Below are 21,189 nucleotides of genomic sequence, written 5' to 3' on the forward strand. Positions count from 1 at the left end.
GTGCTACGCCCGGGAGACCATGGCCTCCGACCGCCACAGGTCGCGGTAGTAGCCGGGGACCTCCACCAGCTCCCGGTGGGTGCCCCGCTGCAGGACCGAGCCGTTCTCCAGCACGACGATCTCGTCCACCTCCTCCAGGCCGCGCAGCCGGTGCGTGACCAGCAGGGTCGTGCGCCCCCGGGTGGCGTCCAGCAGGTCGGCCATGAGCGCGTCGGCGGTCTCCTCGTCCAGCGCCTCGGCCGGCTCGTCGAGCAGCAGCACGGGCGGGTCGTTCAGCAGCGCCCGGGCCAGGGCGAGCCGCTGCAGCTGCCCGCCGGAGACCGTCCGCCCGTCCTCCCCGAGCACGGTGTCCCACCCGGTCCGCTCCGCCCACTCCTCCAGCCGCGCCCGCCGTACGGCCTCCGCCAGCGCCGCCTCGTCCGCCTCCGGCCCGGCCAGCCGGAGGTTGTCGCGGAACGAGGCCTGGAACACGTACGGGTCCTGGGTCAGGCCCGTCATGATCCGCCGGGCCTCGTCCGAGGGCAGGTCGCGCAGATCGACGGTCTTCCCGGTCCCGGCCTCGGTCCCGGCCTCGGTCCCGGGCGCGTCGCCGTCGGCGCCGGGGCCGGGGCCGGCGGGGCCGGAGCCGGACAGCCGGATCGCGCCGGACTCCGGCTCCACCAGGCGCATCAGGGCCGCCAGCAGGGTGCTCTTGCCCGCCCCGCTGGGGCCGACGACCGCCACCCGCTTACCGGGAGTGAGGGTGAGGGCGACGCCGTTCAGCGCCGGGGCGCGGTCCGCCGCGTGGCGGACGACCAGGTCTTCGACCTCGACCGTGAGCGGCCCGCCGGGGACGGCCGCCGGCCGGGCCGGCTCGGCGACGGCGGGCGGGGTCGCGCGGACCTCCCGCAGCCGGCGCAGGGCGGCGGACACCCCGGTCATGCGCTCGGCGGCCGTGATCATCGGCAGCAGGGGCTCGAAGGAGACCAGGGAGGTCAGCGCGAGCACGGCGGTCGCCACCGAACCGGCGCCCGCTCCCTGCGCGACCAGGACCACCCCCGCGACGGTCAGTCCCTGGGCGAGCACGCCCAGACAGGTGGCCACGGCGCCCGTGCGGGCCTGGGCCCGCTCCAGCGCGGCCAGCCGGGCGTCCGCTCCGGCGGAGGCGGCCAGGGCCCGGTCGCCCGCTCCGTAGGCGGCCAGGTCGGCCGCCCCGTGCAGCAGGTCGGCCACCCGGGCGGCCAGCTCGGCCCGGGCCGGGGCGATCAGCGCGGCCCGGCGCCGCGTGACGGCGGCGACCCCGGCGGGCAGCACCACGCCCGCCGTCAGCAGGCCGGCCGTCAGCACCAGCGCGGCCGCCGGGAGCAGGAACAGGCCGAGCACGACCGCCGCGACCCCGGTCACCAGCGCCGCGACCGCCGGGAGCAGACCCCGGACCAGCAGATCCTGCACGGCGTCGGTGTCGTCCACCATCCGGCTGAGCAGGTCGGCGCCCTTCTGGCTCGGCGGACCGGCCGGGACGAGCGCCTGGTAGAGCCGTTCCCGGGTCGTCGCCTGGGCGCGGAGCGCCACGTCGTGCCCGGTCAGGCGCTCGCCGTACCGGAGGACGCCCTTGCTCGTCGCGAACGCGCGCACCCCGACGATCGCCACGCTCAGCGCCGCCAGCGGCGGCTGCTCGGCCGCTCTGGTGATCAGCCATGCGGCCGACCCGATCAGGGCCAGTCCGGCGAGTTCCGCCGCGACCCCGGCCGCCGCCGCCAGGGCGATCCGCCCGCTCATCCGTCTCATCGCGTCCCTCCGGCACCCGTCGCCACCGTGTCGCCGGAAGCCCCTGCGTCACTGGAAGCCGTCGTGTCATCGGAAGCCGCCGCGCCGTCGGGACCGGTCGTGTCAGGGGGCGCCGTGCCGCCGGGACCGGTCGTGCCGCCGGGAGGGGCGGCTTCGCCGCGTGCCGCCGGCGCACCGGGGGAGCCGCTGTCGGACACGACCCGGCCGCCGGCGATCCGGACCACCCGGCCGGCCAGATCGATCATCGCGGGCCGGTGGGCCACGATCACGGCGGTCCGGCCCTCGGCCAGCTCGCGGGTGGCGGCGACGATCGCCGCCTCGCTCCGGCCGTCGAGCCGGGCCGTCGGCTCGTCCAGCAGGAGCAGGTCCGCCGCGGGCCGGCAGAAGGCGCGGGCCAGCGCGATCCGCTGCCGCTGGCCGGCGGAGAGGTTCGCACCGCGCTCACCGAGCACCGTGTCGTAGCCCTCCGGCAGTTCCGTCACGAAGCCGTCCGCGTGCGCGGCCCCGGCCGCCGCCCGGACCTGCTGGAGCGTCGCCCCGGGGGAGCCGAGCCTGATGTTGTCGGCCACCGAGGCGGCGAACAGGTGGGGGCGCTGGGGCACGAACGCCAGCCGCCCGCGCCAGGCCTCCCAGCGCGCCCCGGCGTCCTCGGAGATCCCGGCGTCACCGGCGTCGCGCGCCACCCGGGTTTCCGCGCTCCCGGCGTCTCCGCCGTCCCGCGTCTCCCCGGCCCCCTCGGTTCCGGCGTCTCCGGCCCCCTCGGCTCCGGAGGCCGCTGCGGCGGGTCCGGAGGCGGGACCGGAGAGTTCCACCCCGTCGACCAGGACCCGGCCGCTCTCCGGGGTGAGGAAACCCAGCAGCAGGTGGAGCAGCGTGCTCTTGCCCGCGCCGCTCTCGCCGACCAGCGCCACCCGCTCGCCCGGCGCGATGACCAGCGACACGTCCTCCAGCGCCGCCTCCGTCCGGCCCGGATAGCGCACCGTCACGTTCTCCAGCCGGATCTCCGGCGCCGCCGCGGGGCCGGCCGGGTCGAGGGCTCCGCCATCGGCGGACGGGGGCTCGGCGGACCGGGACACGGTGGACCGAGGCTCGGCGGACCGGGGCTCGGGCTCCCCGTCGAGTACGGCGAACACGTCGTCGGCGGCGGTGACCCCCTCCATCGCGGCGTGGAACCTGGTGCCCATGTTCCGCAGCGGCAGGTAGGCCTCCGGGGCCAGCAGCAGCACCAGCAGCGCGGCGGGCAGGTCGAGCGTCCCGCCCAGCAGCCGGAGGCCGATCGGGACCGCGACCAGCGCGAGCGAGAGGGAGGCGGCCAGCTCCAGCACCAGCGAGGACAGGAAGGCCACCCGCAGCGTGCGCATCGTCGCGCTCCGGTGGGCGTCGGTGACCCGCCGGATCACCTCCGCCTGGTAGCGGGCCCGGCCGAAGGCGCGCAGCGTGGGCAGGCCGCGGACCACGTCGAGGAAGTGCCCGCCGAGGCGGGACAGGGCCCGCCACTGGCGCTCGGTGACGGCCTTGGTGTGCATGCCGACCAGCGCGCCGAAGACCGGGATGAGCGGGAGCGTGACGAGCACGATCACCGCGCTGGGCAGGTCGGCGAAGACCAGCCGGGCGAGCACGGCGACCGGTACGACGCCCGCCACCGCGACCGCCGGGAGGTAGCCGTTCAGGTAGGGGTCGAGCGCGTCCAGGCCGCGCCCGGTCAGCGTCACCAGCTCGCCGGAGCGGTGGGAGGTCAGCCGGGCCGGGCCCAGGTCCCGCAGCCGGGAGAGCAGCCGGTGGCGCAGGACCGACTTCACCGCGGTGGTGGTGCGACCGGCGGCGATCCCCTGGGCGAGGCCGAGCAGCCCCCGGACCCCGACGACCACCGCCAGCAGGGCCAGCGCCGGGGTCTCGAGCCTCCCGGAGAGGACGCCGGCGAGCAGCTCGGCCTGGACGAGGACGAGCAGCCCGGCGAGGACCGCCGCGGCCAGGCAGAGGGCCAGATGGCGGCGGACTGCTCGCTCGCCCCGCACCAGCCGCAGGAGATCCTTGTGCATGTGAGCCCTAGAAGAACGAGGGGAACCGGTCGGCGGCACGCCGGGGACCGAACGTGCGCCACACCCATACTTGCGCACCCGCCATGAGCGGCGCGCACGGCAGGATCATGAGACTGAGCACATTCAGCGTATCCGCCGGGGCGGTGTGCTCCAGGAGCCACGGAGCGGCGCCGGCCAGCAGCGCCGCGGCGGGTGCGGCGGCCAGGCAGGCCGAGACGGCCAGCGCGGCCGCGCCGCGGCCCGCACTCGCGGCCGGGCCGGGAAGCCGTCCGGCCGCCGGGCGGACCGCCGGACCGGCCGCGCCACCCGGCGCGGCGCCGGAGAGCTCGCCGGCCGCCCCGGCGGTCCCGGCCGTGCCGCCGGGCAGCAGCCAGGAAGCGAAGGCCCGGCCGTGGAAGGCCAGCAGCGCCGCGAGCGCCGCCGCGCCCGCGAGGGCCGCCGGAGTGATCGACAGGCTGGTCGCCAGGGCGGTCAGGGCCGCGCCCCAGGAGAGAGCGAGTCCCCAGGAGCCCAGGCAGATCATCCGGTCCCACCCGGCGCGCCAGGCGGGGCCGTCCGCCCTGCGGCGGAACCAGAGCCCCGCGTCGCGCACGATCCAGGAGACCAGCAGGCAGACCACCAGCGGGTAGAGGCCGAACAGCACCTCGCCCTCGGCCTGCGGATACACGCCGAAGAGCGTTCCGGCCACGGCCACCAGCCACACCTCGCCCGCCAGGACGAACGGCGCCGCCGCGGCGACGATCCGGTCCCGCCCCTCCTGGGTGCGGCCGAGGACGGGCAGCAGCATGCCGAGGCCGATGTTCGCGCCCTCCAGGGCGAAGTAGCCGATCAGCAGGACGGCGAAGAGCACGGACCAGAGGATGTCCATCGGTGTCTCCTTACAGGCTCAGCGCGGGGGTGCGCTCGGGCGGCGGGAGCGGGGCGGCGCCCAGGGTGGCGGCGGCGGGGCCGCGCCGTACCAGGCGGGCGATGAGCAGGTAGTCGACGACCGCGAGCAGCCCGAGCACACCGGTGAAGGCCACCAGGGACGTGGTGATCATCGCCGGAGTGAGGCCGGGGGACATCGCGTCGGCGACGGTGAGCCTGCCGTACACCAGCCACGGCTGGCGGCCGGCCTCGCGGGCGAGCCAGCCGAGGATCGCGGCCAGGAACGGCAGCGGGGTCATCAGCATCACGATCGGGTGCGCCCACCGCCAGCGCGGCAGCCAGCGGATGACGGGCAGCAGCACGAACAGCACGACGAACTGGAGCAGCTGCCCGATCATGATCATGAAGCCGAGTCCCACCCCGGCCAGCGGCGCGCCGCCGAACTTGTCCGGCTGGAACTCCGACACGGGGGAGAACTGCGCGTATCCGAAGCCGACCGTGATCACGGAGCCGACGGCCGCGACGACCACGCCCAGGCGCAGGGAGCGGGTGAAGAACACCTGCTCGGCGGTCCTGCGGAACAGCTGGTAGGCGCTGGCGCCCATGAGCACGAAGCCGCCGGTCCACAACCCGGCACCGATCACGTGGGGCAGGGCCATGGTGAGCAGGGGGTTGGCCAGCACCGCCCCGAAGTCCTCGACCACGAGCCTGCCGCCCCGCTCCACCGCTCCCGCCGGGTTCTGCAGGAACGCGTTGGCCGCCATGATCCAGAACGCCGAGACGTAGGCGGTCAGCGTGACGATCCAGATGCACGCCAGATGGAGCCGGCGGGACATCCGGTGCCAGCCGAAGATCCACAAACCGAGGAACGTGGACTCCAGGAAGAAGGCGACGAGCGTCTCGATCGCCAGCGGCGCACCGAAGACGTCGCCGGCGTAGTGCGACAGCCCGCTCCAGTTCAGGCCGAACTGGAACTCCATCACCAGGCCGGTGACGATGCCGAGCGCGTAGTTGATCAAGTAGATCTGGCCCCAGAAGCGGGTCATCCGCTCGTGGACCGGCTTGCCGCCGAAGGTCCAGAGGGTCTGCATGACCGCCACGAGGGGGGCCAGGCCCAGCGTCAGCACGACGAACAGGAAGTGGAGACTCCCCGTCACCGCGAACTGCGCCCGGGCCAGGTCGAGTACGTCCATGGCGCTGCCTCCATCACATGTCTGTCTACCTATAGACACTCTACATGTAGAGAGCCTACATGTAGGTTGCCTATGCGAGAGGTAAGGTGATGGGCGTGAACACCGACGCGCTCCGCGGGCACATGGACGCCCTGCTGCTCTCCGTCCTGGAACACGAGCCCCTGCACGGATACGCGATCATCGAGGCGCTGCAGGCGCGCAGCGGCGGTGCGCTCAGCGTGCCGACGGGCACGGTCTACCCGGCGCTGCGCAGACTGGAGCAGGCGGGATACCTGGCCAGCGAGTGGGCCACGGTGGGCGGGCGCAAGCGGCGCACCTACCGGCTGACCTCGGCGGGCCGCACGGCCCTGGCCGGAGAGCGCTCGGCCTGGCGGGAGTTCGCGGGCGTCATCGGCAGCGTGCTGGAGCCGCGTGCCACGAAGTGAGCGCACCGGCCTCTGCGGCGGTGCGCGGTTTCGGCCGTGCGGCGGTGTGCGGTGGTGCGCGGTTTCGGCTGTACGGGTGCGCGCGGTCTCGGGCGGCGGGGCGTGCGCCGGTCGCCCGGTCCTCTCTCACGCGGCCGCGAGCCGTCTCCGGGTGAGCGAGAGGCAGCGGGTCGCGCAGTAGAGCTGCAGGCCCCAGAACCCGTAGCTCACCGCCGAGGCGGCGAGGCCGGGAGGATAGTCGGAGAAACCGGCCGGTCGGTTCGAGCCGTACATCAGGGCCCAGCACATGACGAGCATGACCGGCATCATGGCCCAGACGAACAGCGCCAGCGCCCGGGCGACCAGCCACGGCCGCCGGATCCGGCGCCGTCCCCGGCCGAGCGCGAGCAGCGCCAGCGCGCCGAGCATCCCGATGGCCATCTGCGTGACGTCCACGGCGCGGGCCACCGGCACGAACCAGCCAGGCCGGGCGTCGTAGGCGACCGGAGCCGTCGGGAACAGCTTCCAGATCAGGGTCCACATGACCGCGGTGAGCGGTACGGCGAGGAAGAGCAGGGCGGCCAGCCTCCGGCCCGCGGCTACGGACAGCTCCTCCTGGTAGCCCGGGGCGATCTCGTGGACGGCGCCGAACTCCTCGACCGCGGCCCGCTCGGCCTCGGCCCGCTCCAGGCCGCCGTCCTCCAGGGCCTCCGCGGCGTCGAGCAGGCTGTCGCGGGCCTCGGCGACCAGGTCGAGCCTGAGCCCCCTCGGCCCGCGGAGCGTACGGCCGAGCTCTGCGACGTAGTCGTCGATGACTCCGGCGTCCACTCTCTCCCCTTGCTCGCGCGGTCCCCCGTCCCAGGGGTGTCCGGCGCCCATCATGACCCCTGCCCGGCGCCCGCGCATCAGGGAGGACCCTGATGCGTCCCCGGATCCAGACCAAGGGCAGCCAGTGTTGCCGTGAACCACTCGACACCATCTGCCAACATTTTCTCATTTCATCATTCGTCCACCTATAGAGGGACGCTGAGGGATCAAAAGACCTCTACGCTCCTGCCCATGCGTGCTTTATCCCGGGCGCTCGCCGCCCTCGCGGCCGTCGGCGTCACCGCCGCCGGCGTCGCGACCCTCACCACGACCCCGGCCCTGGCCGCGCCGGGCACCGTCGTCATCAGCCAGGTCTACGGCGGCGGCGGCAACAGCGGCGCGCCGTTCGCCAACGACTTCGTCGAACTGTTCAACCGCAGCGCGGCGCCCGTCTCCCTGGACGGCTGGTCCGTCCAGTACGGCAGCGCCACCGGCACCGGCACCTTCGGCTCCAACCTGGTGCCCCTGTCCGGCACGCTCGCGCCCGGCCAGTACCACCTGCTCCAGCTCGCCGGCGGCGCGACCGGCGCCGCCCTGCCCGCCCCCGACGGCACCGGAACCGTCAACATGAGCGGCAGCGCGGGCAAGGTAGTCCTGGCCCGCTCGGCCGACGGCCTCGCCTGCAACGGCGGCTCGGTGCCCTGCACCCCCGAGCAGACGGCGCTCATCGCCGACCTTGTCGGCTACGGCACCGCCAACTACGCCGAGGGCGCCGCGGCCCCCGCCCTGTCCAACGGCACGGCCGGGCTCCGCAAGGACCACGGCTGCGCCGACACCGACGTCAACGCCGCCGACATCGAGACCGCCGCCCCCGCGCCGCGCAACCGGGCCACCGCCCCCGCCCCCTGCGGCGACGCGGAGCCCACGCCCACCCCGACGGTGACGGCCACCCCGACCGCGACCCCGACTGCCACGCCGTCCCCGACGCCGACGGCCGCGCCGTGCGAGACCCCCGCCACCCACCAGATCGCCCAGGTGCAGGGGAGCGGCGACGCGAGCCCGCTCGCCGGCCAGACGGTCCGGGTCGAGGGCGTGGTGACCGCGGACTTCCAGGAGGCGAACCAGCTCAGCGGGTTCTTCCTGCAGGACCCGACCCCGGACGCCGACCCGGCCACCTCCGAGGGTCTGTTCGCCTTCGCCCGCTCGTCCTTCAAGGACGTCAAGGTCGGTGACCGGGTCCTGGTCACCGGCAGGGCCGTGGAGTTCAACGGCTGGACCGAGCTGTCGCCGGTCACCGCCGTGGACGTCTGCGGCACCGGCACGATCGCTCCGGCGCGGCAGAGCCTGCCGCGCCCCGAGGGCGCCACCTTCGAGCGGGTCGAGAACATGCTCGTCACCTTCCCCGAGCCGCTCACCGTCAGCGACCACTACAACCTGGCCCGCTACGGCGAGATCAACCTCTCCTCCGAGGGCCGGATCTACCAGCCGACCGACCGGCCGGGCGTGAGCGCCGCGCTGAACGCGCGCCGCACCCTGCTCGTGGACGACGGCTCCGGCGCGGAGAACCCGCCGGTCGTCCCGCACACCGACCCGCGCGCGGTCCGGCTCGGCGACACCACGCTCGGCGTCACCGGCGTGATGGGGTACGGCTTCGGCAAGTACCGCCTCCAGCCGACCGAGCCGGTCAGGTTCCTGCGCACCAACCCGCGCCTGCCCAAGCCGTTCCCGGTGCTCGGGAACGTCAGGGTGGCCAGCTTCAACACCCTCAACTGGTTCACCACCCTGGGCTCGCGCGGTGCGAACACCGCCGAGGAGCAGCAGCGGCAGCTGGCCAAGCTGGTCGCCGCGCTGAAGGGCATGGACGCCGACGTCGTCGGCCTCATGGAGGTCGAGAACAACGGCCAGACCGCCGTCCAGGCCCTGGTCGACGCGCTCAACGCCGAGGTCGGCGCGGGCACCTACGCGGCGCTGGCCCACCCCTACCCGGGCACCGACGTGATCCACGTGGCGATGATCTACAAGCCGGCCAGGGTCCGGCCGGTCGGCGCGGCGCAGTCCTCGACCGACCCGGTCTTCCGGCGGCCTCCGCTGATCCAGACCTTCCGCCGTCCCCAGGGCGGCCAGTCGTTCACCGTCCTGGTCAACCACTTCAAGTCCAAGGGCTGCGACGAGGACGCCACCGGCGCCGACGCCGACGCCGGTGACGGGCAGAGCTGCTACAACGGCGAGCGCGTCCGCCAGGCCCAGGCCACGCTGGGCCTGATCGACAGCCTGGACCTGCCCGGCCCGCTGGTGCTGGGCGACCTCAACGCCTACGGCGAGGAGGACCCGATCGACACGCTCGAGGCCGGCGGCCTGACCAGCGTGACCAAGAGGTTCGTCCCCGCCCCGCTGCGCTACAGCTACCTGTTCGAGGGCCAGGTCGGCGAGCTCGACCACGCGCTGGTCGGCAGGGAGCTGCTCAAGCGGGTCACCGGCGCGACGATCTGGCACATCAACTCCGATGAGGCCAGGGCGCTCGACTACAACACGGAGTACAACCCGCCCGGCCTCTACCGGCCGGACGCGTTCCGCTCCTCCGACCACGATCCCGTGGTCATCGGCCTGACCCTGCCCGGCGGCAGGCGCTGACCGGGACGCCCACCGGCGTCACTGAGGGGGCCCGTCCCGCGCCGTACCGGCGGGGCGGGCCCTCCGCGCTCCCGGCGGTCCCGGGGCCCCGGCCGGCAACCGGGTCCCCGCTGCTCAGAGCGGATCCGCCCCAGGCGGATCGCGTCGACGCCGGTCCGGGCCGCCGCGCATGATGGGCGCATGAGCGGAGAATCCAATCTTCCCCTGTTCGACGCGCGGGTGCGGCGCGAACTCTACGACCAGCGCGTCCTCGTCCTCGACGGCCCTCTCGACGACGACAACGGGACACTGCTGGCCACGCAGCTGATAGCGCTCGCCGCGCACGACGCGTCGACGGACATCGCATTGTGGATCCACTCGCCGGGCGGTTCGGTCCCCTCGATGCTCGCGATCCGCGACATCATCCGGCTCATCCCCTGTGACGTCTCGACCCTCGTGCTGGGCATCGCCTACAGCGCCGGGCAGTTCCTGCTGTCGTCGGGGGCCCGCGGGAAGCGCCGGGCCCTGCCGCACTCACGCGTCCTGATGCACCAGGGCTCGGCGGGGATCGGCGGCACCGCGGTCGACATCGAATTGCAGGCCGGCGACCTCCGGCACACTCGCGACACGGTGCTCGGTCTCATCGCCGAGGACACGGGGCAGCCCGTCGAGCGCATATTCGAGGATTCCCTGCACGATCGCTGGTACACGGCGCGGGAGGCGCTGGACTACGGCTTCGTGGACGCGATCGTGCAGGACTTCGACGAGATCGCGCCGCGCAACCGCCCGCGGCTCGGATTCGACGTCACCGAAGGGGCCGGCCAGTGAGCACGTACACGATTCCGAACGTCATCACCCAGAATTCGCGCGGCGAGCGGATCATGGATGTCTACTCGCACCTGCTCACCGAGCGGATCATCTATCTGGGCACCGCGATCGACGCGGGCGTCGCGAACGCGCTCATCGCGCAGCTGATCTTCTTGGAGTCGGACAACCCCGACGCCGAAATACAGTTCTACATCAACTGCGAAGGCGGGGATCCGAGCGCGATGCTCGCGATCTACGACACCATGCGCCACATCCGTCCGCGGGTCTCGACGACCTGCGTCGGGCAGGCCGTCGCGGTGGGCGCCGTCCTGCTCGCCGCGGGCGCCGAGGGGAAACGCGCGGCTCTCCCGCACGCACGAGTGATCCTGCACCAACCGGCCGCTCAGGGGCGGGGGGCGATCCCCGACCTCATCCTGCAGGCCGACGAGGTCGTCCGCGTCCGGGCGGACATCGAGCGCATACTGTCACGGCACACCGGCCAGACGATCGAGACCCTGCGCGCCGACACCGATCACGATCGCGTGTTCACCGCGACGGCGGCCCTGGAGTACGGGCTCCTCGACCAGATCATCGAGGAGCGTCCGTAGGCCGGCGGATGATCCTGGCCGATCACGCTACGCGGCCAGGGCGTACGCCGCCGAGCAGGTGGCGCCGCTCGAGGTGCTGCGCTGAGCGGACCGCAGGCTCTCGGTGACGGCGAGGGTCAAGTCGACCAGGGTCACGTCCAGCGCACCGGCGACCGCGGCGATCATCTCGCTCGACGGCTCTTTGACGCCCCGCTCCATCTCGGAGAGATACTGCGGCGAGACTCCGGCGCGGCGCGCCGTCTCGCTCAGCTTCTCGCCCCGCTCGTGACGGAGGCCTCTGAGACACTCGCCGAGCGCGTGCCGCCACAGCGGCTCGCGAGCGGGAGACGGCTTGGAGGCGGTCCGATCGGTCGCCGGGCGCAGCGGCGGGATGGAAGAGGCCATGGCCTCACCTTAGGCAGACGGCGCGTTCGAGTCCGGCCGGATCCGCGCAGAGCGGAATCCTCCCCATCTTCTCCGGTCCGTCCGAGGGCGGATCGCGCGTCCGCCGGGTGGCCACCGTGGCGGAGATCGTCCGGTGGTGCCGACGGCCGTTCCTGTGAGGAGGGCGCCGCGGACGGTGCCGCCACGTGCCCGGGCACCCCGGCCCGCACCCGGCAGGCCGGTTTCCCCGGAGTCCGGAGGGATGGAATGCTCAGCGCGGGTACGCAGTTATGCGAGCCGTACAGACGCAGACACAAGAGGAGCCAGTGGTGGCGACCATCGAGGTAACCGAGAAGAACTTCAACGAGATCGCCGACCAGGGGATCGTTCTGCTGGACTTCTGGGCGGCCTGGTGCGGGCCGTGCCGCACGTTCGGCCCGATCTTCGAGAAGGCCTCCGAGAAGCACGGCGACATCACGTTCGGCAAGATCGACACCGAGGCGGAGCAGGCGCTGGCGCAGGGCTTCGACATCACCTCGATCCCCACCGTCATGGCCATCCGTGACGGCATCGTCGTCTTCGCCCAGCCCGGTGCGCTGCCCGCGCCGGCGCTGGAGGACCTGATCACCCAGGTCCGGGCGCTGGACATGGACGAGATCCGGGCCGAGCTCGCCAGCGAGCTGGGCGCCCAGAAGAACTGACGGGCGGAAGGCGGGCGCCCGCCCGGGCCGCCCTGCCGTGCCGGCCGGACCGGGCGGCGGAGCCCGCCGTCAGAGGAGGCGGCCGACGCCCGCGCAGCCGGGTGCCGGAGACCGGATCGTCGGGATCGGCCCCGTCCACGACCGAGGTCTCGTCTGCCGTCGGCCTCCCGATCGTCCATGATCCCGCCTGGGAGATGGTCATGTGCCGCTCCCTCGGACTTTCCAAGTGAGAATCCGAGGGAGGCTCGGGGGACTTCGGGCCGGTGGCCGGGACCGGTGCGGTGCCTCAGAGCGACCGGTAGAGCTCCGCCACGCGGAAGGCGAGGTCCAGCGACTGGCTCCGGTTGAGGCGCGGGTCGCAGGCCGTCTCGTAGCGCAGGGCCAGGTCGCCCTCGGCGATCTCGTGGCCGCCGCCCACGCACTCGGTGACGTCGTCGCCGGTGAACTCGATGTGGATGCCGCCGGGGTGCGTGCCGAGCGCGCGGTGCACCTCGAAGAAGCCGACCACCTCGTCCAGCACGTCGTCCAGGCGGCGGGTCTTGTGGCCGCTGGGAGCCTCGAAGGTGTTGCCGTGCATCGGGTCGCAGATCCAGGCCACCTGGGCGCCGCTCGCGGTGACCTTCTCCACCAGCTCGGGCAGGTGCTGGCGGATCTTCGACGCGCCCATCCGGGTGATGAACGTCAGCCGGCCCGGCTCGTTGTCCGGGTTCAGCTTCTCGATCAGGGTGAGGGCCTCCTCGACCGTGGTGGTCGGGCCCAGCTTCACGCCGATCGGGTTGCGGATGCTCGCGAAGAACGCCACGTGCGCGCTGTCGAGCTGGCGGGTGCGCTCGCCGATCCAGACCATGTGCGCCGACACGTCGTACGGCAGGCCGGTCCGGGAGTCGATCCGGGTGAGCGCCTGGTCGTAGTCGAGGATGAGCGCCTCGTGCGAGGAGTAGAACTCGACCGTGTGGAACTCCTCGGGGTCGGCCCCGCAGGCGTGCATGAACGCCAGCGCCTGGTCGATCTCGCGGGCGAGCTGCTCGTAGCGCTTGCCGGCCGGGGACTCCGCCACGAAGTCCTGGTTCCAGGCGTGCACCTGGCGCAGGTCGGCGTAGCCGCCCTTGGTGAAGGCCCTGACCAGGTTCAGCGTCACCGCCGAGGAGTGGTAGGCGCGCAGCAGCCGCCAGGGGTCGGGGATGCGGGACTCGGGGGTGAAGTCGAGCCCGTTGACCATGTCGCCGCGGTAGGCGGGCAGCTCCACGCCGCCGCGGACCTCGGTGCCCTTGGACCTCGGCTTGGCGAACTGCCCGGCCATGCGGCCGATCTTCACCACGGGCACCTTCGCCGCGTAGGTGAGGACGATGGCCATCTGCAGCAGGGTCTTCAGCTTGTTGCGCACGTCGTCCGCGGTGGCGCCGGCGAAGGTCTCGGCGCAGTCTCCGCCCTGGAGCACGAAGGCCTCGCCCCGCGCCACCGCCGCCAGATGCGCCTTGAGGCTGTCGCACTCCCCGGCGAACACCAGGGGAGGCAGCCCTTCGAGCTCGGCGACGACCTTCTTCAGCTCGTCGCGGTCGGGCCATTCGGGCTGCTGAGCCGCGGGCAGCCGCCGCCAGGAATCCAGGTTGATGCTCACGCCCACCAGGCTATTGCAAGCGGTCGGGCGGACTGGCCGTAATGTCCACGGACTGAGAAGGTCTTTCCTCCTGGTGAGACGCGGCCGGGATCCTCACGTGCTCGGGAAGCACGCCCAGGCCGATGAAACGGCGGGCCGCGGCACCGGCCAGCGGGATGCGGGCCAGGGCGGGAACCCGTACCGGCCGGGCGGGTCCCGACAGGACGGGCCGTATCAACCGGTTCTGGACGAGGCGCTGGGCGAACTGGGTGACCGCCGTCGGCGGCGTGCGCCGCCGCTGCACCCGGGCGAGCAGCGACTCGGGGACCTCGCCCCCGGCCAGCAGCGGCCCGGCCAGCAGGTTCGCGGCGGCGACCGCGTCCTGCACGGCCAGGTTGATGCCGACGCCGAAGATCGGGGACATGGCGTGCGCGGCGTCGCCGATGACGAGCAGGCCGGGCCGGTGCCAGCGGCGCAGCCGGTTGAGCGCCACCGACAGCACGCTGACGTCGTCGAAGCCCTCGATCAGGCCGACGCGGCCGGACAGGTGCGGCAGCATCGCGGCCACCGGCCGGCGCAGCGCGTCGATCCCCTGCTCCCGCAGGGCGTCGAAACCGCCCTTGGGGATCACGTAGGCGAGCTGCCAGTAGGTCCCGCGGTCGATCGACACCACCAAGTGGCCGGCGGAGGCCCGCAGGAAGGTCTCATCGGGATCGGACGGCTCCCGGGGCAGCCGGAACCACAGGACGTCCATCGGCGCGCCGTACTCGGCGGGGACCAGCCCGGCGGCCCGGCGGACGTCGGAGCGGCGGCCGTCGGCGGCGACGGTGAGGGCCGCCCGGAGCTCGTGCTCGCCCCCCGGGTCGCGGTAGCGGACCCCGCGCACCGTGTTCCCCTCCCGGATCACATCGGTGACCTCCGCGTTCATGACCAGCTCGAATCCGGGGTACCGCGCGGCCGCGGAGGTGACCAGGTCGAGGAAGTCCCACTGCGGGACGAACGCGATGTAGCGGTAGGGGCCCTTCAGCCGGGACAGGTCGGCGACCGGGATCTCGGCGTCGTCGGTCCTGATCGTCATGCGGTACGCCTTGCGGTGCGGGAGCCGGTGGAACTCCTCCGCCAGGCCGAGCTCGTCGAGGACCTGCAGGGTCGAGGGATGGATGGTGTCGCCCCGGAAGTCGCGCAGGAAGTCGGCGTGCTTCTCCAGCAGCGTCACCCGGACGCCGGAGCGGGCCAGCAGGAGGGCGAGCACCGCTCCCGCCGGGCCGCCCCCGGCGATCACACATGTCGTTCGACTCATAATTCATCACCCATTGAAATTATGACACGGGCCGGGCGCGGGGAGAAGGCCGGGATCCCCGGTGGCGCGCCGATCACGCGGCGCGGGGCGGGGGACCCGGCCGGATCCGTCCCGCGGGTGATGCGGGGGCGGGCACGCTGCGGGAGAGTGTCCGGCATGACCGTCTACGAGACCGAACGGCTGATCGTCCGCCTGTGGACCGGAGCGCAGGACGACCTCGACCGGGTGACCGACATCTACACGCGGCAGGAGGTGACCCGCTGGCTGCCGCCCTTCGACGGCTTCGACGCGGCCCGGGCGGTGGAGAACTGGCGGGCCTTCCACGAGAGGGACCGCAGGTACGGCTCCTGGGCCGTGCAGGTCCGCGCCACCGGGGCGGTGGCCGGGACCGTGCTGTTCCGGCCGATCCCCGGAGGCGGGGGAGAGGTGGAGGTGGGCTGGCACCTGCACCCCGACTCCTGGGGGAACGGCTACGCCACCGAGGCCGCCCGCGGGGCCGTGCGGCGCGGATTCGCCGCCGGGCTGCCGGAGGTGTACGCGCTGACGATGCCGGGCAACGAGGCGTCCATGGCCGTGTGCCGCAGGCTGGGCATGAGCCACCTCGGGCGGACCCGGCGCTTCTTCGACCTGGAGGCGGAGCTGTTCCGCCTGTCCGGGGAGGATGTCGAGCCGCACGGTCCGATCGGGACCGGAGCGGCTCGACGCCTCGCCGAAGACCTCAATCCGGAGTGATCGCCCGGGTGCCCGGCACCTTCAGAGCGGCGTGCAGGTCAGGTCGAGCAGCGGGCCGAACGGCACGCTGGAGCTGCCGTTCGCCGAGAGCTGGCCGGTCTGGGCGCCCGGCGCGAGGTTGCCGTTCCAGAATGCGTTACCGGCGGTGACCTGCCGCCCGGTCTGGCTCCACCGGCTGCTCGTGATCGCGTGGAGTTTCTGGTCGCCGGTGAACGTCCAGGTCACCCGCCAGCCGTTCAGGGGGACCGTACCGGTGTTGACCACCCTGAGCGGGATGTTGAACCCGCCCCGCCACTCCACGCCCTTCTCGACCGCCAACGAGCACGACGGCCCGTCCGCGTGCGCCTGGCCGGGGAAGCCGGCCACGGCGGTGGCGAGGGCCGTGAACGCGGCGGCGGACCAGACGGTCAACCTGCGCCGTGTGCCGGACCGGGCTCGCTGCTCTGTCATGTCGTCCCCTCCCACCGCGGATCCGGCCCGGTCCCGCCCGCCGGGCGGGGCCGGGCCGCACGCGGCTCTGCCGAATGAACGTCACCCGGATTGTGGGCAAGGATCACGATCCTGTCACGGCCGGCGGACTCCGCCCGGCCGGGGCGCGGTCCACCCGCCGCCCGGCGCCGGCCGGTGTTGCGGGAGGTCAGCGGGGAGCCGCCCGGCGCCGGGCGGAGGCACCGGGCGGCGGGGCGCCGATGAACGTTTCACGGAGGCCCCCGCGCGGCGGCCGTCCCGGCGCCGGGGCCGCCAGCACCCCCCAGGCCGCCCCCGCGAGTACGGCGGCGCCGCCGGCGAGCTGCGGCCACGACAGCGTCCCGCCCAGCAGCAGCCAGGTGGCGACCACCGCGACCAGGGGCTCGAACATGCTGAGCAGCGAGGCGCGGACCGGGCCGAGCGCCGCCGACCCCACGAAGAACAGCGACATCGCGAGCACCGTCGACAGCACCGCCACCACCGTGACCCAGCCCCATCCCGCGGTCGCGAAGCCGAGGTCCAGCGCACCGGCCGCCGACCCGAGCAGCACGAAGGAGCCCGCGGCGAACATCGACAGGTAGCCGGTGGTGACGGCGGGGGACAGCGCGGCGGAGACCCGGGTGCCGACGACGATGTAGAGGGCGTAGGTCACGGCGGAGCCGACGGCCGAGAGCACCCCGAGCAGGTCCAGGTCCGCGCCCGGAGGCCCCACGACGAGCGCCAGCCCGGCGAGGGAGACCAGGATCGGGCCGAGGACGGCCAGGCCGGGACGGGTCCGCTCGACCACCGCCGAGACGACGGACACCAGTGCCGGATACAGGTACAGGAGCAGTACGGCCAGGGCCGGGGCGATGCGCTCGACCGCCGTGAAGTACAGCAGCGACTGGGCGGCGTACATCACCCCGCCCAGCAGTGCGAGGACGGCCCACTGCCGCGCGGTCGGCCGCTCCAGCCGGCCGCGCGCGCCCAGCCAGGCCAGGAAGACCGCCGCCGCGATCGCGAAGCGCAGGGCCAGCAGCGTCGGCACCGACATGCCCGTGCCGTACGCGTAGGACGCCAGGACGGGCATGAGCCCGAACGCCGCCGCGGACACCAGCGTCGCCGCGACGCCCCGCCGTGTCATCACCGTCACCTCCGACGGATCATTGTGGCGTATCGCCTCCGCCGCTCCGCGCCTGCGACCTGCACGTCTGCCGAGGTGTCAGATCGTGCGGATAGTCGGTTACACCTCGTTACGAGGGGGTAACGCTAAGAACGAACCGTCATCGGGGGGATGAGAAATGATCAGCATGCTTCACAGGATGGGTGTGAAGTCCGGCATGATGTACACCGCCGGGATAGCGTCGATCGGCCTGTCGTTCGCGACGTGGTGGGCCTCGAAGAACAAGGAGAACGCGGGCCTCGACCGGGCGGACCGCTGGGGCATCTTCGTGGGCGAGTGGGCGCCGACCTTCTTCGCCATGGGCGTCGCGCTCCGCATCGAGGAGACGCACCGCGACCTCTCGCAGGGCGGGGAGCGCGAGATGCTCGACGGCACCTACGCCGAGGGCAGGATGCCCTCGCACGCCAGGGTCTGAACCCCGGCGGCGGATGCCGGCGGGCGGGCCGCCCCTTCCTCGGAAGGGGCGGCCCGCCCTTGTCCGTCCGCTTTTGCCTGTCCGAGCCGGCCTGTCCGTGCTCGCCGGTCCGCGCCCGGGCCGCCCGGATCCCGGCGGGCCGGGCGGTTCAGCGGGCCGAGACGACGTCCAGGGCACGGGCGAGATCCGCGACGGCGCCGTCGCGGATCGGGGCGTACTCCTCCTCGGGATACTGCCGGGGCCCGCTCTCGACGAGCAGGATCAGGTCCAGGTAGATGCGGTAGAGCGCCATCCGGACGCGGGCGCCGTCGTCGAAGGGCACGACCCCGCCCGCCTCGCGGTAGCCGGCCACGATCGGGTCGTCCTCGGCCAGCTCGCCGAAGATCGTCGGAGTGACGAAGTCGGCCAGCGGGTCGCCCCAGAACGCGCGTTCGTGGTCGATGATCGCCTGGACGCGGGGACCGCCCTCCAGGGAGACGAAGACGTTGCCCGGCCAGACGTCGAAGTGCACCAGGCGGGGCGTGGTCACCTCCTCCAGGACCTCGGCCGCGGCCTCGACCGCCGCGGCGACGGCCGCGGCCGGGACGGGCAGCGGGACGGCGTGGCGGCCGGCGTCCGACAGCACCGCGCCGACCATCGCCGGGAAGGCCTCGCGCCAGGTGCGGCCGGTCAGCCCGGCGTGCGGATAGCCGTACGTCTCGCCGGTCACCGCGTGCAGCCGGGCCAGGTGCGCGCCCACCTGGTGCCAGAGCGGCCCGTCGGGCACCTCCCCGGCGCGGTTCCAGGCCGTGCCGTCCAGCACGGACAGGATGAGGTGGTCGCCGCCGAGCACCGGGTCGTCGAACCCGGCGTGCAGCAGCTCAGGACCCGGCAGCGAGCCCGTGCGGTAGACCATCGCCTCGGCGCGCAGCAGGTTGCGCTCGTAGCGCAGCTGCTCCAGCTCGGGCGGGGGCGAGAGCTTGAGCACCACCTCGCGGCCGTCGTCCAGGGTCAGCCGCCACACCGCGTTGGCGAACCCGTCGCTCAGCTCGGCGGAGGAGACGACCCCGGCGCCCAGGGACCGCCGCAGCAGCGCGTCCAGCTCGGCCGGGCCGAGCCGGCGCTTGGTCCTGCTCTCCATCGCCCTATCCTCCCAGCGGGGAGATCGTCCAGGAGGCCTCGGCCTTCTCCCCGGGCTGGAGCACGATCAGGTCGGTGCCGGAGTTGAAGGCGTCGGGCGGGCAGGTCATCGGCTCGACGGCCAGCCCGGCGTGGTCGAGGGCGCTGCCGGTGCACACCTGCACCCACGGCAGCTCCGCGGCCTGCCAGCGCATCTCGACTCCGCCGTCCGGGCCGCTCACCCGGACCCGCACGAGGCCGTCGGCGCCGGGCCGGAGCCCGGTGAAGGCGTGGTCGACGGCGGTGCCGCCGACCGGGCGGGGCGAGGTGAAGTCGTACGGCGTGCCGGAGACGTCCTCCAGCGAGCGGGGGAGCAGCAGGTCGTCCACGAGCAGCACCCGCTCGGCGGGCAGGTGCAGCTCGTACTCCCGGACGTCCCCGCCGGCCAGCAGCCACGGGTGCGGGCCGCAGCCGTACGGCGCGGCGGTGTCGCCGGTGTTCTCCGCCGTCAGCGTCGTCGTCAGCCCGTCGGGGGTGAGGGAGTGGAGCACCTGCAGGGACAGGGTGAACGGGTAGCCGGGGACGGGGCCGACCGTGTGCGCCAGCCGTACGGAGTCGCCGGAGTCGCCGGGGTCGCCGGGGTCGCCGGGGTCGCGATCGTCCTCCACCGCCTCCCAGACGGCGTCGGCGACCAGCCCGTGCAGAGCGTGGCCGCGGTCCTCCTCGTTGACCGGGAGCCGGTGGGTCTCGCCGCCGAAGGAGTAGGAGGCGCCGCCGACCCGGTTGGGCCACGGCGCGAGCAGGGAGCCGCTGTAGTAGGGCATCGGCCCGCCGGCGGGCCAGCTCGTCACCAGGTCGCGCCCGCCGTGGCGGAGCAGCCGCAGGGCCGCGCCCCGCTCGGTGATCTCGGCGTGCAGCGTGCCGCTGCGGAGGATGAACTGCCGGGACAAGGGGGAGTCCTTTCGCGTGACCGGGTGGGAGAGCCGGCATGAACCGGTGTGTCGCTCTTCGTCTTCCCCGTTCCGGTCGTCCGACGGTCTGTCCGGTCTCTAGGGGATCGCTCCCGGGAGAGCACGCTAGAGACGCTTATTCATTCGGTCAACTAAGTCGTGATTTAAGCAGCCGGGTGTCCAGGTAATCACCGGACACCCGGCTGCGGGCGAACCGGCCCGTCGTCTCCGCTCTCGAAGGCGGGCCCGGAGCACCCGGACGGCTCCTCAGGCGGAGGCCCGCTCGACCAGATGGGTGTCGAGTATCACCACGGGCTGCTCCAGGTGCTCGCCGTTGATGCGGGCGACGAGCAGGTGGGCCATCTGACGGCCCATGGCCTCGGTGGGCTGGTGCACCGTGGTGAGGCTGGGGGAGGAGTGGGCCCCGGCGGGGGAGTCGTCGAAGCCGATCACCGCGACGTCGCCGGGGATCTCCCGGCCCTCCTCGCGCAGCACTCGCATCGCGCCGAGCGCCATCGGGTCGGAGGCGGTGAAGACCGCGTCGATGTCCGGATTCTCCGCCAGCAGCCCGCGCATGGCGAGGATGCCGCTCTCCTCGCTGAAGTCGCCGTAGGCCACGATCTCCGGCACGCCGGTGGCGAGCAGGGCGTCCCGGTAGCCCGCGAGCCGGTCGACGCCCACGCCCATGTCCTGCGGGCCCGCGATGGTGGCGATCCGGCGGCGGCCCTTGGCCAGGAGGTACTTCACCGCCTGCCGGGCGCCGGCCCGGTTGTCGACGTCCACGTAGCTGTAGGGGTTCAGGCCGATGGGGCGGCCGCCGATGACGGTCGGCACGCCCATCGCCTCCAGCCGGCCCGGCAGCGGGTCGGCGCCGTGCAGCGAGATCAGCAGCACGCCGTCGACGTGCTGGCCGGTCAGGTAGAGCTCCAGCCGCTCGTGGTCCTGCTGCGACTGGGCCATCGCCAGGATCAGCTGCAGCCCGGTCTCCGACAGGGCCGAGCCGATGCCGCGGATCGTCCCGGCGAAGTAGGGTTCGTCGAAGACCCTCAGCTCCGACTCCGAGACCACCAGCGCGACGGTGTCGGTCCGCCGGGTGACGAGCGCCCGTGCGGCCCGGTTGGGAACGTAGCCCAGCTCCTGGATCGCCTGGTGCACCGCGTCGCGGGCCTTCTCGCTCACCTTCGGCGAGCCGTTGATGACCCGCGACACCGTGCCGCGGCCGACGCCGGCCAGAGCCGCGACCGCCTCGAGAGTCGGACGACGATCGCCGTTCATGTGCTTCGCCCCCATGGGTAATGTGC

At 73.4% G+C, this 21,189-nt stretch carries 20 protein-coding genes; 7 read left to right on the forward strand and 13 right to left on the reverse strand.

Annotated features, from left to right (window positions below):
• Positions 1-3 precede the first annotated feature (3 nt).
• The 4 genes from HS048_RS16380 to HS048_RS16395 are packed head-to-tail and all read right to left on the reverse strand — an operon-like array spanning position 4 to position 5,866.
• Positions 4-1,767, reverse strand: coding sequence for an amino acid ABC transporter ATP-binding/permease protein (locus HS048_RS16380; protein WP_196467369.1), 1,764 nt, complete (start codon positions 1,765-1,767; stop codon positions 4-6).
• Positions 1,764-3,806, reverse strand: a complete 2,043-nt coding sequence (locus HS048_RS16385) for an ABC transporter ATP-binding protein/permease (protein WP_196467370.1) — start codon at positions 3,804-3,806, stop codon at positions 1,764-1,766. The genes HS048_RS16380 and HS048_RS16385 overlap by 4 nt, the downstream gene beginning before the upstream one ends.
• A gap of 7 nt (positions 3,807-3,813) precedes the next feature.
• A complete protein-coding gene (locus HS048_RS16390) occupies positions 3,814-4,674 on the reverse strand; it encodes a cytochrome d ubiquinol oxidase subunit II (RefSeq protein ID WP_196467371.1) in 861 nt (286 codons plus the stop codon).
• A gap of 10 nt (positions 4,675-4,684) precedes the next feature.
• Positions 4,685-5,866 (reverse strand): cytochrome ubiquinol oxidase subunit I, encoded by a 1,182-nt coding sequence (locus HS048_RS16395; RefSeq protein ID WP_068893951.1) that lies wholly within the window; start codon positions 5,864-5,866, stop codon positions 4,685-4,687.
• 95 nt (positions 5,867-5,961) lie between these two features.
• On the opposite strand from HS048_RS16395, the gene HS048_RS16400 reads away from it, so the two are divergent.
• Positions 5,962-6,291: a PadR family transcriptional regulator gene (locus HS048_RS16400; protein ID WP_068894395.1), complete on the forward strand. Its 330-nt coding sequence runs from the start codon at positions 5,962-5,964 to the stop codon at positions 6,289-6,291.
• 126 nt (positions 6,292-6,417) lie between these two features.
• Here the strand turns inward: HS048_RS16400 and HS048_RS16405 are convergent, their stop codons facing one another.
• The gene (locus HS048_RS16405) at positions 6,418-7,098 is read right to left on the reverse strand and encodes a permease prefix domain 1-containing protein (RefSeq protein WP_307832505.1); all 681 of its coding nucleotides are present in this window, start codon (positions 7,096-7,098) and stop codon (positions 6,418-6,420) included.
• Between the two features lie 231 nt (positions 7,099-7,329).
• On the opposite strand from HS048_RS16405, the gene HS048_RS16410 reads away from it, so the two are divergent.
• The 3 genes from HS048_RS16410 to HS048_RS16420 all read left to right on the forward strand — a co-directional run bounded on the left by HS048_RS16410 (position 7,330) and on the right by HS048_RS16420 (position 11,102).
• Positions 7,330-9,708, forward strand: coding sequence for an ExeM/NucH family extracellular endonuclease (locus tag HS048_RS16410; RefSeq protein WP_196467372.1), 2,379 nt, complete (start codon positions 7,330-7,332; stop codon positions 9,706-9,708).
• Between the two features lie 180 nt (positions 9,709-9,888).
• On the forward strand, positions 9,889-10,515 hold the full coding sequence (locus HS048_RS16415) for a ClpP family protease (RefSeq protein ID WP_068893949.1): 627 nt from the start codon (positions 9,889-9,891) through the stop codon (positions 10,513-10,515).
• Entirely contained in the window at positions 10,512-11,102 is a 591-nt protein-coding gene (locus tag HS048_RS16420; RefSeq protein ID WP_068893948.1) for a ClpP family protease, read from the forward strand. Before HS048_RS16415 ends, HS048_RS16420 begins: the two co-directional genes overlap by 4 nt.
• 27 nt (positions 11,103-11,129) lie before the next feature.
• Here the strand turns inward: HS048_RS16420 and HS048_RS16425 are convergent, their stop codons facing one another.
• The gene (locus HS048_RS16425; RefSeq protein WP_068893947.1) at positions 11,130-11,486 is read right to left on the reverse strand and encodes a helix-turn-helix domain-containing protein; all 357 of its coding nucleotides are present in this window, start codon (positions 11,484-11,486) and stop codon (positions 11,130-11,132) included.
• A gap of 308 nt (positions 11,487-11,794) precedes the next feature.
• Between HS048_RS16425 and trxA the strand changes: the two genes are divergently transcribed.
• Entirely contained in the window at positions 11,795-12,166 is a 372-nt protein-coding gene (gene trxA, locus HS048_RS16430) for a thioredoxin (protein ID WP_068893946.1), read from the forward strand.
• Between the two features lie 286 nt (positions 12,167-12,452).
• Here trxA and HS048_RS16435 read toward each other — a convergent pair whose 3' ends face one another.
• Together HS048_RS16435 and HS048_RS16440 are read right to left on the reverse strand one after the other, a co-directional pair.
• Complete coding sequence (locus tag HS048_RS16435; RefSeq protein ID WP_068894393.1) at positions 12,453-13,784, reverse strand: class II 3-deoxy-7-phosphoheptulonate synthase; 1,332 nt, start codon at positions 13,782-13,784, stop codon at positions 12,453-12,455.
• A gap of 10 nt (positions 13,785-13,794) precedes the next feature.
• Positions 13,795-15,063, reverse strand: a complete 1,269-nt coding sequence (locus tag HS048_RS16440; protein WP_196467373.1) for an FAD-dependent oxidoreductase — start codon at positions 15,061-15,063, stop codon at positions 13,795-13,797.
• A gap of 156 nt (positions 15,064-15,219) precedes the next feature.
• On the opposite strand from HS048_RS16440, the gene HS048_RS16445 reads away from it, so the two are divergent.
• The gene (locus HS048_RS16445) at positions 15,220-15,795 is read left to right on the forward strand and encodes a GNAT family N-acetyltransferase (protein WP_196467374.1); all 576 of its coding nucleotides are present in this window, start codon (positions 15,220-15,222) and stop codon (positions 15,793-15,795) included.
• 21 nt (positions 15,796-15,816) lie between these two features.
• On the opposite strand, the gene HS048_RS16450 is transcribed toward HS048_RS16445, so the two are convergent.
• Together HS048_RS16450 and HS048_RS16455 are read right to left on the reverse strand one after the other, a co-directional pair.
• On the reverse strand, positions 15,817-16,245 hold the full coding sequence (locus HS048_RS16450) for a cellulose binding domain-containing protein (protein WP_196467375.1): 429 nt from the start codon (positions 16,243-16,245) through the stop codon (positions 15,817-15,819).
• 187 nt (positions 16,246-16,432) lie between these two features.
• Positions 16,433-17,386, reverse strand: a complete 954-nt coding sequence (locus HS048_RS16455; protein ID WP_196467376.1) for an EamA family transporter — start codon at positions 17,384-17,386, stop codon at positions 16,433-16,435.
• A gap of 178 nt (positions 17,387-17,564) precedes the next feature.
• Between HS048_RS16455 and HS048_RS16460 the strand changes: the two genes are divergently transcribed.
• Complete coding sequence (locus HS048_RS16460; protein ID WP_229798094.1) at positions 17,565-17,840, forward strand: hypothetical protein; 276 nt, start codon at positions 17,565-17,567, stop codon at positions 17,838-17,840.
• Between the two features lie 148 nt (positions 17,841-17,988).
• On the opposite strand, the gene HS048_RS16465 is transcribed toward HS048_RS16460, so the two are convergent.
• From HS048_RS16465 to HS048_RS16475, 3 genes are all read right to left on the reverse strand, one after another.
• Positions 17,989-18,960, reverse strand: a complete 972-nt coding sequence (locus HS048_RS16465; protein ID WP_068893942.1) for a phosphotransferase family protein — start codon at positions 18,958-18,960, stop codon at positions 17,989-17,991.
• A gap of 4 nt (positions 18,961-18,964) precedes the next feature.
• A complete protein-coding gene (locus tag HS048_RS16470; protein WP_196467377.1) occupies positions 18,965-19,888 on the reverse strand; it encodes an aldose 1-epimerase family protein in 924 nt (307 codons plus the stop codon).
• Positions 19,889-20,155: 267 nt separating this feature from the next.
• Positions 20,156-21,163 (reverse strand): LacI family DNA-binding transcriptional regulator, encoded by a 1,008-nt coding sequence (locus HS048_RS16475; protein ID WP_068894391.1) that lies wholly within the window; start codon positions 21,161-21,163, stop codon positions 20,156-20,158.
• Positions 21,164-21,189: the final 26 nt, after the last annotated feature.

Source organism: Planomonospora sp. ID91781, assembly GCF_015711595.1.
GTDB classification, from domain to species: domain Bacteria; phylum Actinomycetota; class Actinomycetes; order Streptosporangiales; family Streptosporangiaceae; genus Planomonospora; species Planomonospora parontospora.

What these genes read in the sequence shown, in the direction of transcription:
- HS048_RS16385 (WP_196467370.1), bottom strand. Translation starts at nt 3,806, where the DNA reads ATGCACAAGGATCTCCTGCGGCTGGTGCGGGGCGAGCGAGCAGTCCGC.
- HS048_RS16410 (WP_196467372.1), top strand. Translation starts at nt 7,330, where the DNA reads ATGCGTGCTTTATCCCGGGCGCTCGCCGCCCTCGCGGCCGTCGGCGTC.
- HS048_RS16450 (WP_196467375.1), bottom strand. Translation starts at nt 16,245, where the DNA reads ATGACAGAGCAGCGAGCCCGGTCCGGCACACGGCGCAGGTTGACCGTC.
- HS048_RS16455 (WP_196467376.1), bottom strand. Translation starts at nt 17,386, where the DNA reads ATGACACGGCGGGGCGTCGCGGCGACGCTGGTGTCCGCGGCGGCGTTC.
- HS048_RS16445 (WP_196467374.1), top strand. Translation starts at nt 15,220, where the DNA reads ATGACCGTCTACGAGACCGAACGGCTGATCGTCCGCCTGTGGACCGGA.
- HS048_RS16475 (WP_068894391.1), bottom strand. Translation starts at nt 21,163, where the DNA reads ATGAACGGCGATCGTCGTCCGACTCTCGAGGCGGTCGCGGCTCTGGCC.
- HS048_RS16425 (WP_068893947.1), bottom strand. Translation starts at nt 11,486, where the DNA reads ATGGCCTCTTCCATCCCGCCGCTGCGCCCGGCGACCGATCGGACCGCC.
- HS048_RS16390 (WP_196467371.1), bottom strand. Translation starts at nt 4,674, where the DNA reads ATGGACATCCTCTGGTCCGTGCTCTTCGCCGTCCTGCTGATCGGCTAC.
- HS048_RS16465 (WP_068893942.1), bottom strand. Translation starts at nt 18,960, where the DNA reads ATGGAGAGCAGGACCAAGCGCCGGCTCGGCCCGGCCGAGCTGGACGCG.
- HS048_RS16460 (WP_229798094.1), top strand. Translation starts at nt 17,565, where the DNA reads ATGGGTGTGAAGTCCGGCATGATGTACACCGCCGGGATAGCGTCGATC.
- HS048_RS16415 (WP_068893949.1), top strand. Translation starts at nt 9,889, where the DNA reads ATGAGCGGAGAATCCAATCTTCCCCTGTTCGACGCGCGGGTGCGGCGC.
- HS048_RS16395 (WP_068893951.1), bottom strand. Translation starts at nt 5,866, where the DNA reads ATGGACGTACTCGACCTGGCCCGGGCGCAGTTCGCGGTGACGGGGAGT.
- HS048_RS16380 (WP_196467369.1), bottom strand. Translation starts at nt 1,767, where the DNA reads ATGAGACGGATGAGCGGGCGGATCGCCCTGGCGGCGGCGGCCGGGGTC.
- HS048_RS16440 (WP_196467373.1), bottom strand. Translation starts at nt 15,063, where the DNA reads ATGAGTCGAACGACATGTGTGATCGCCGGGGGCGGCCCGGCGGGAGCG.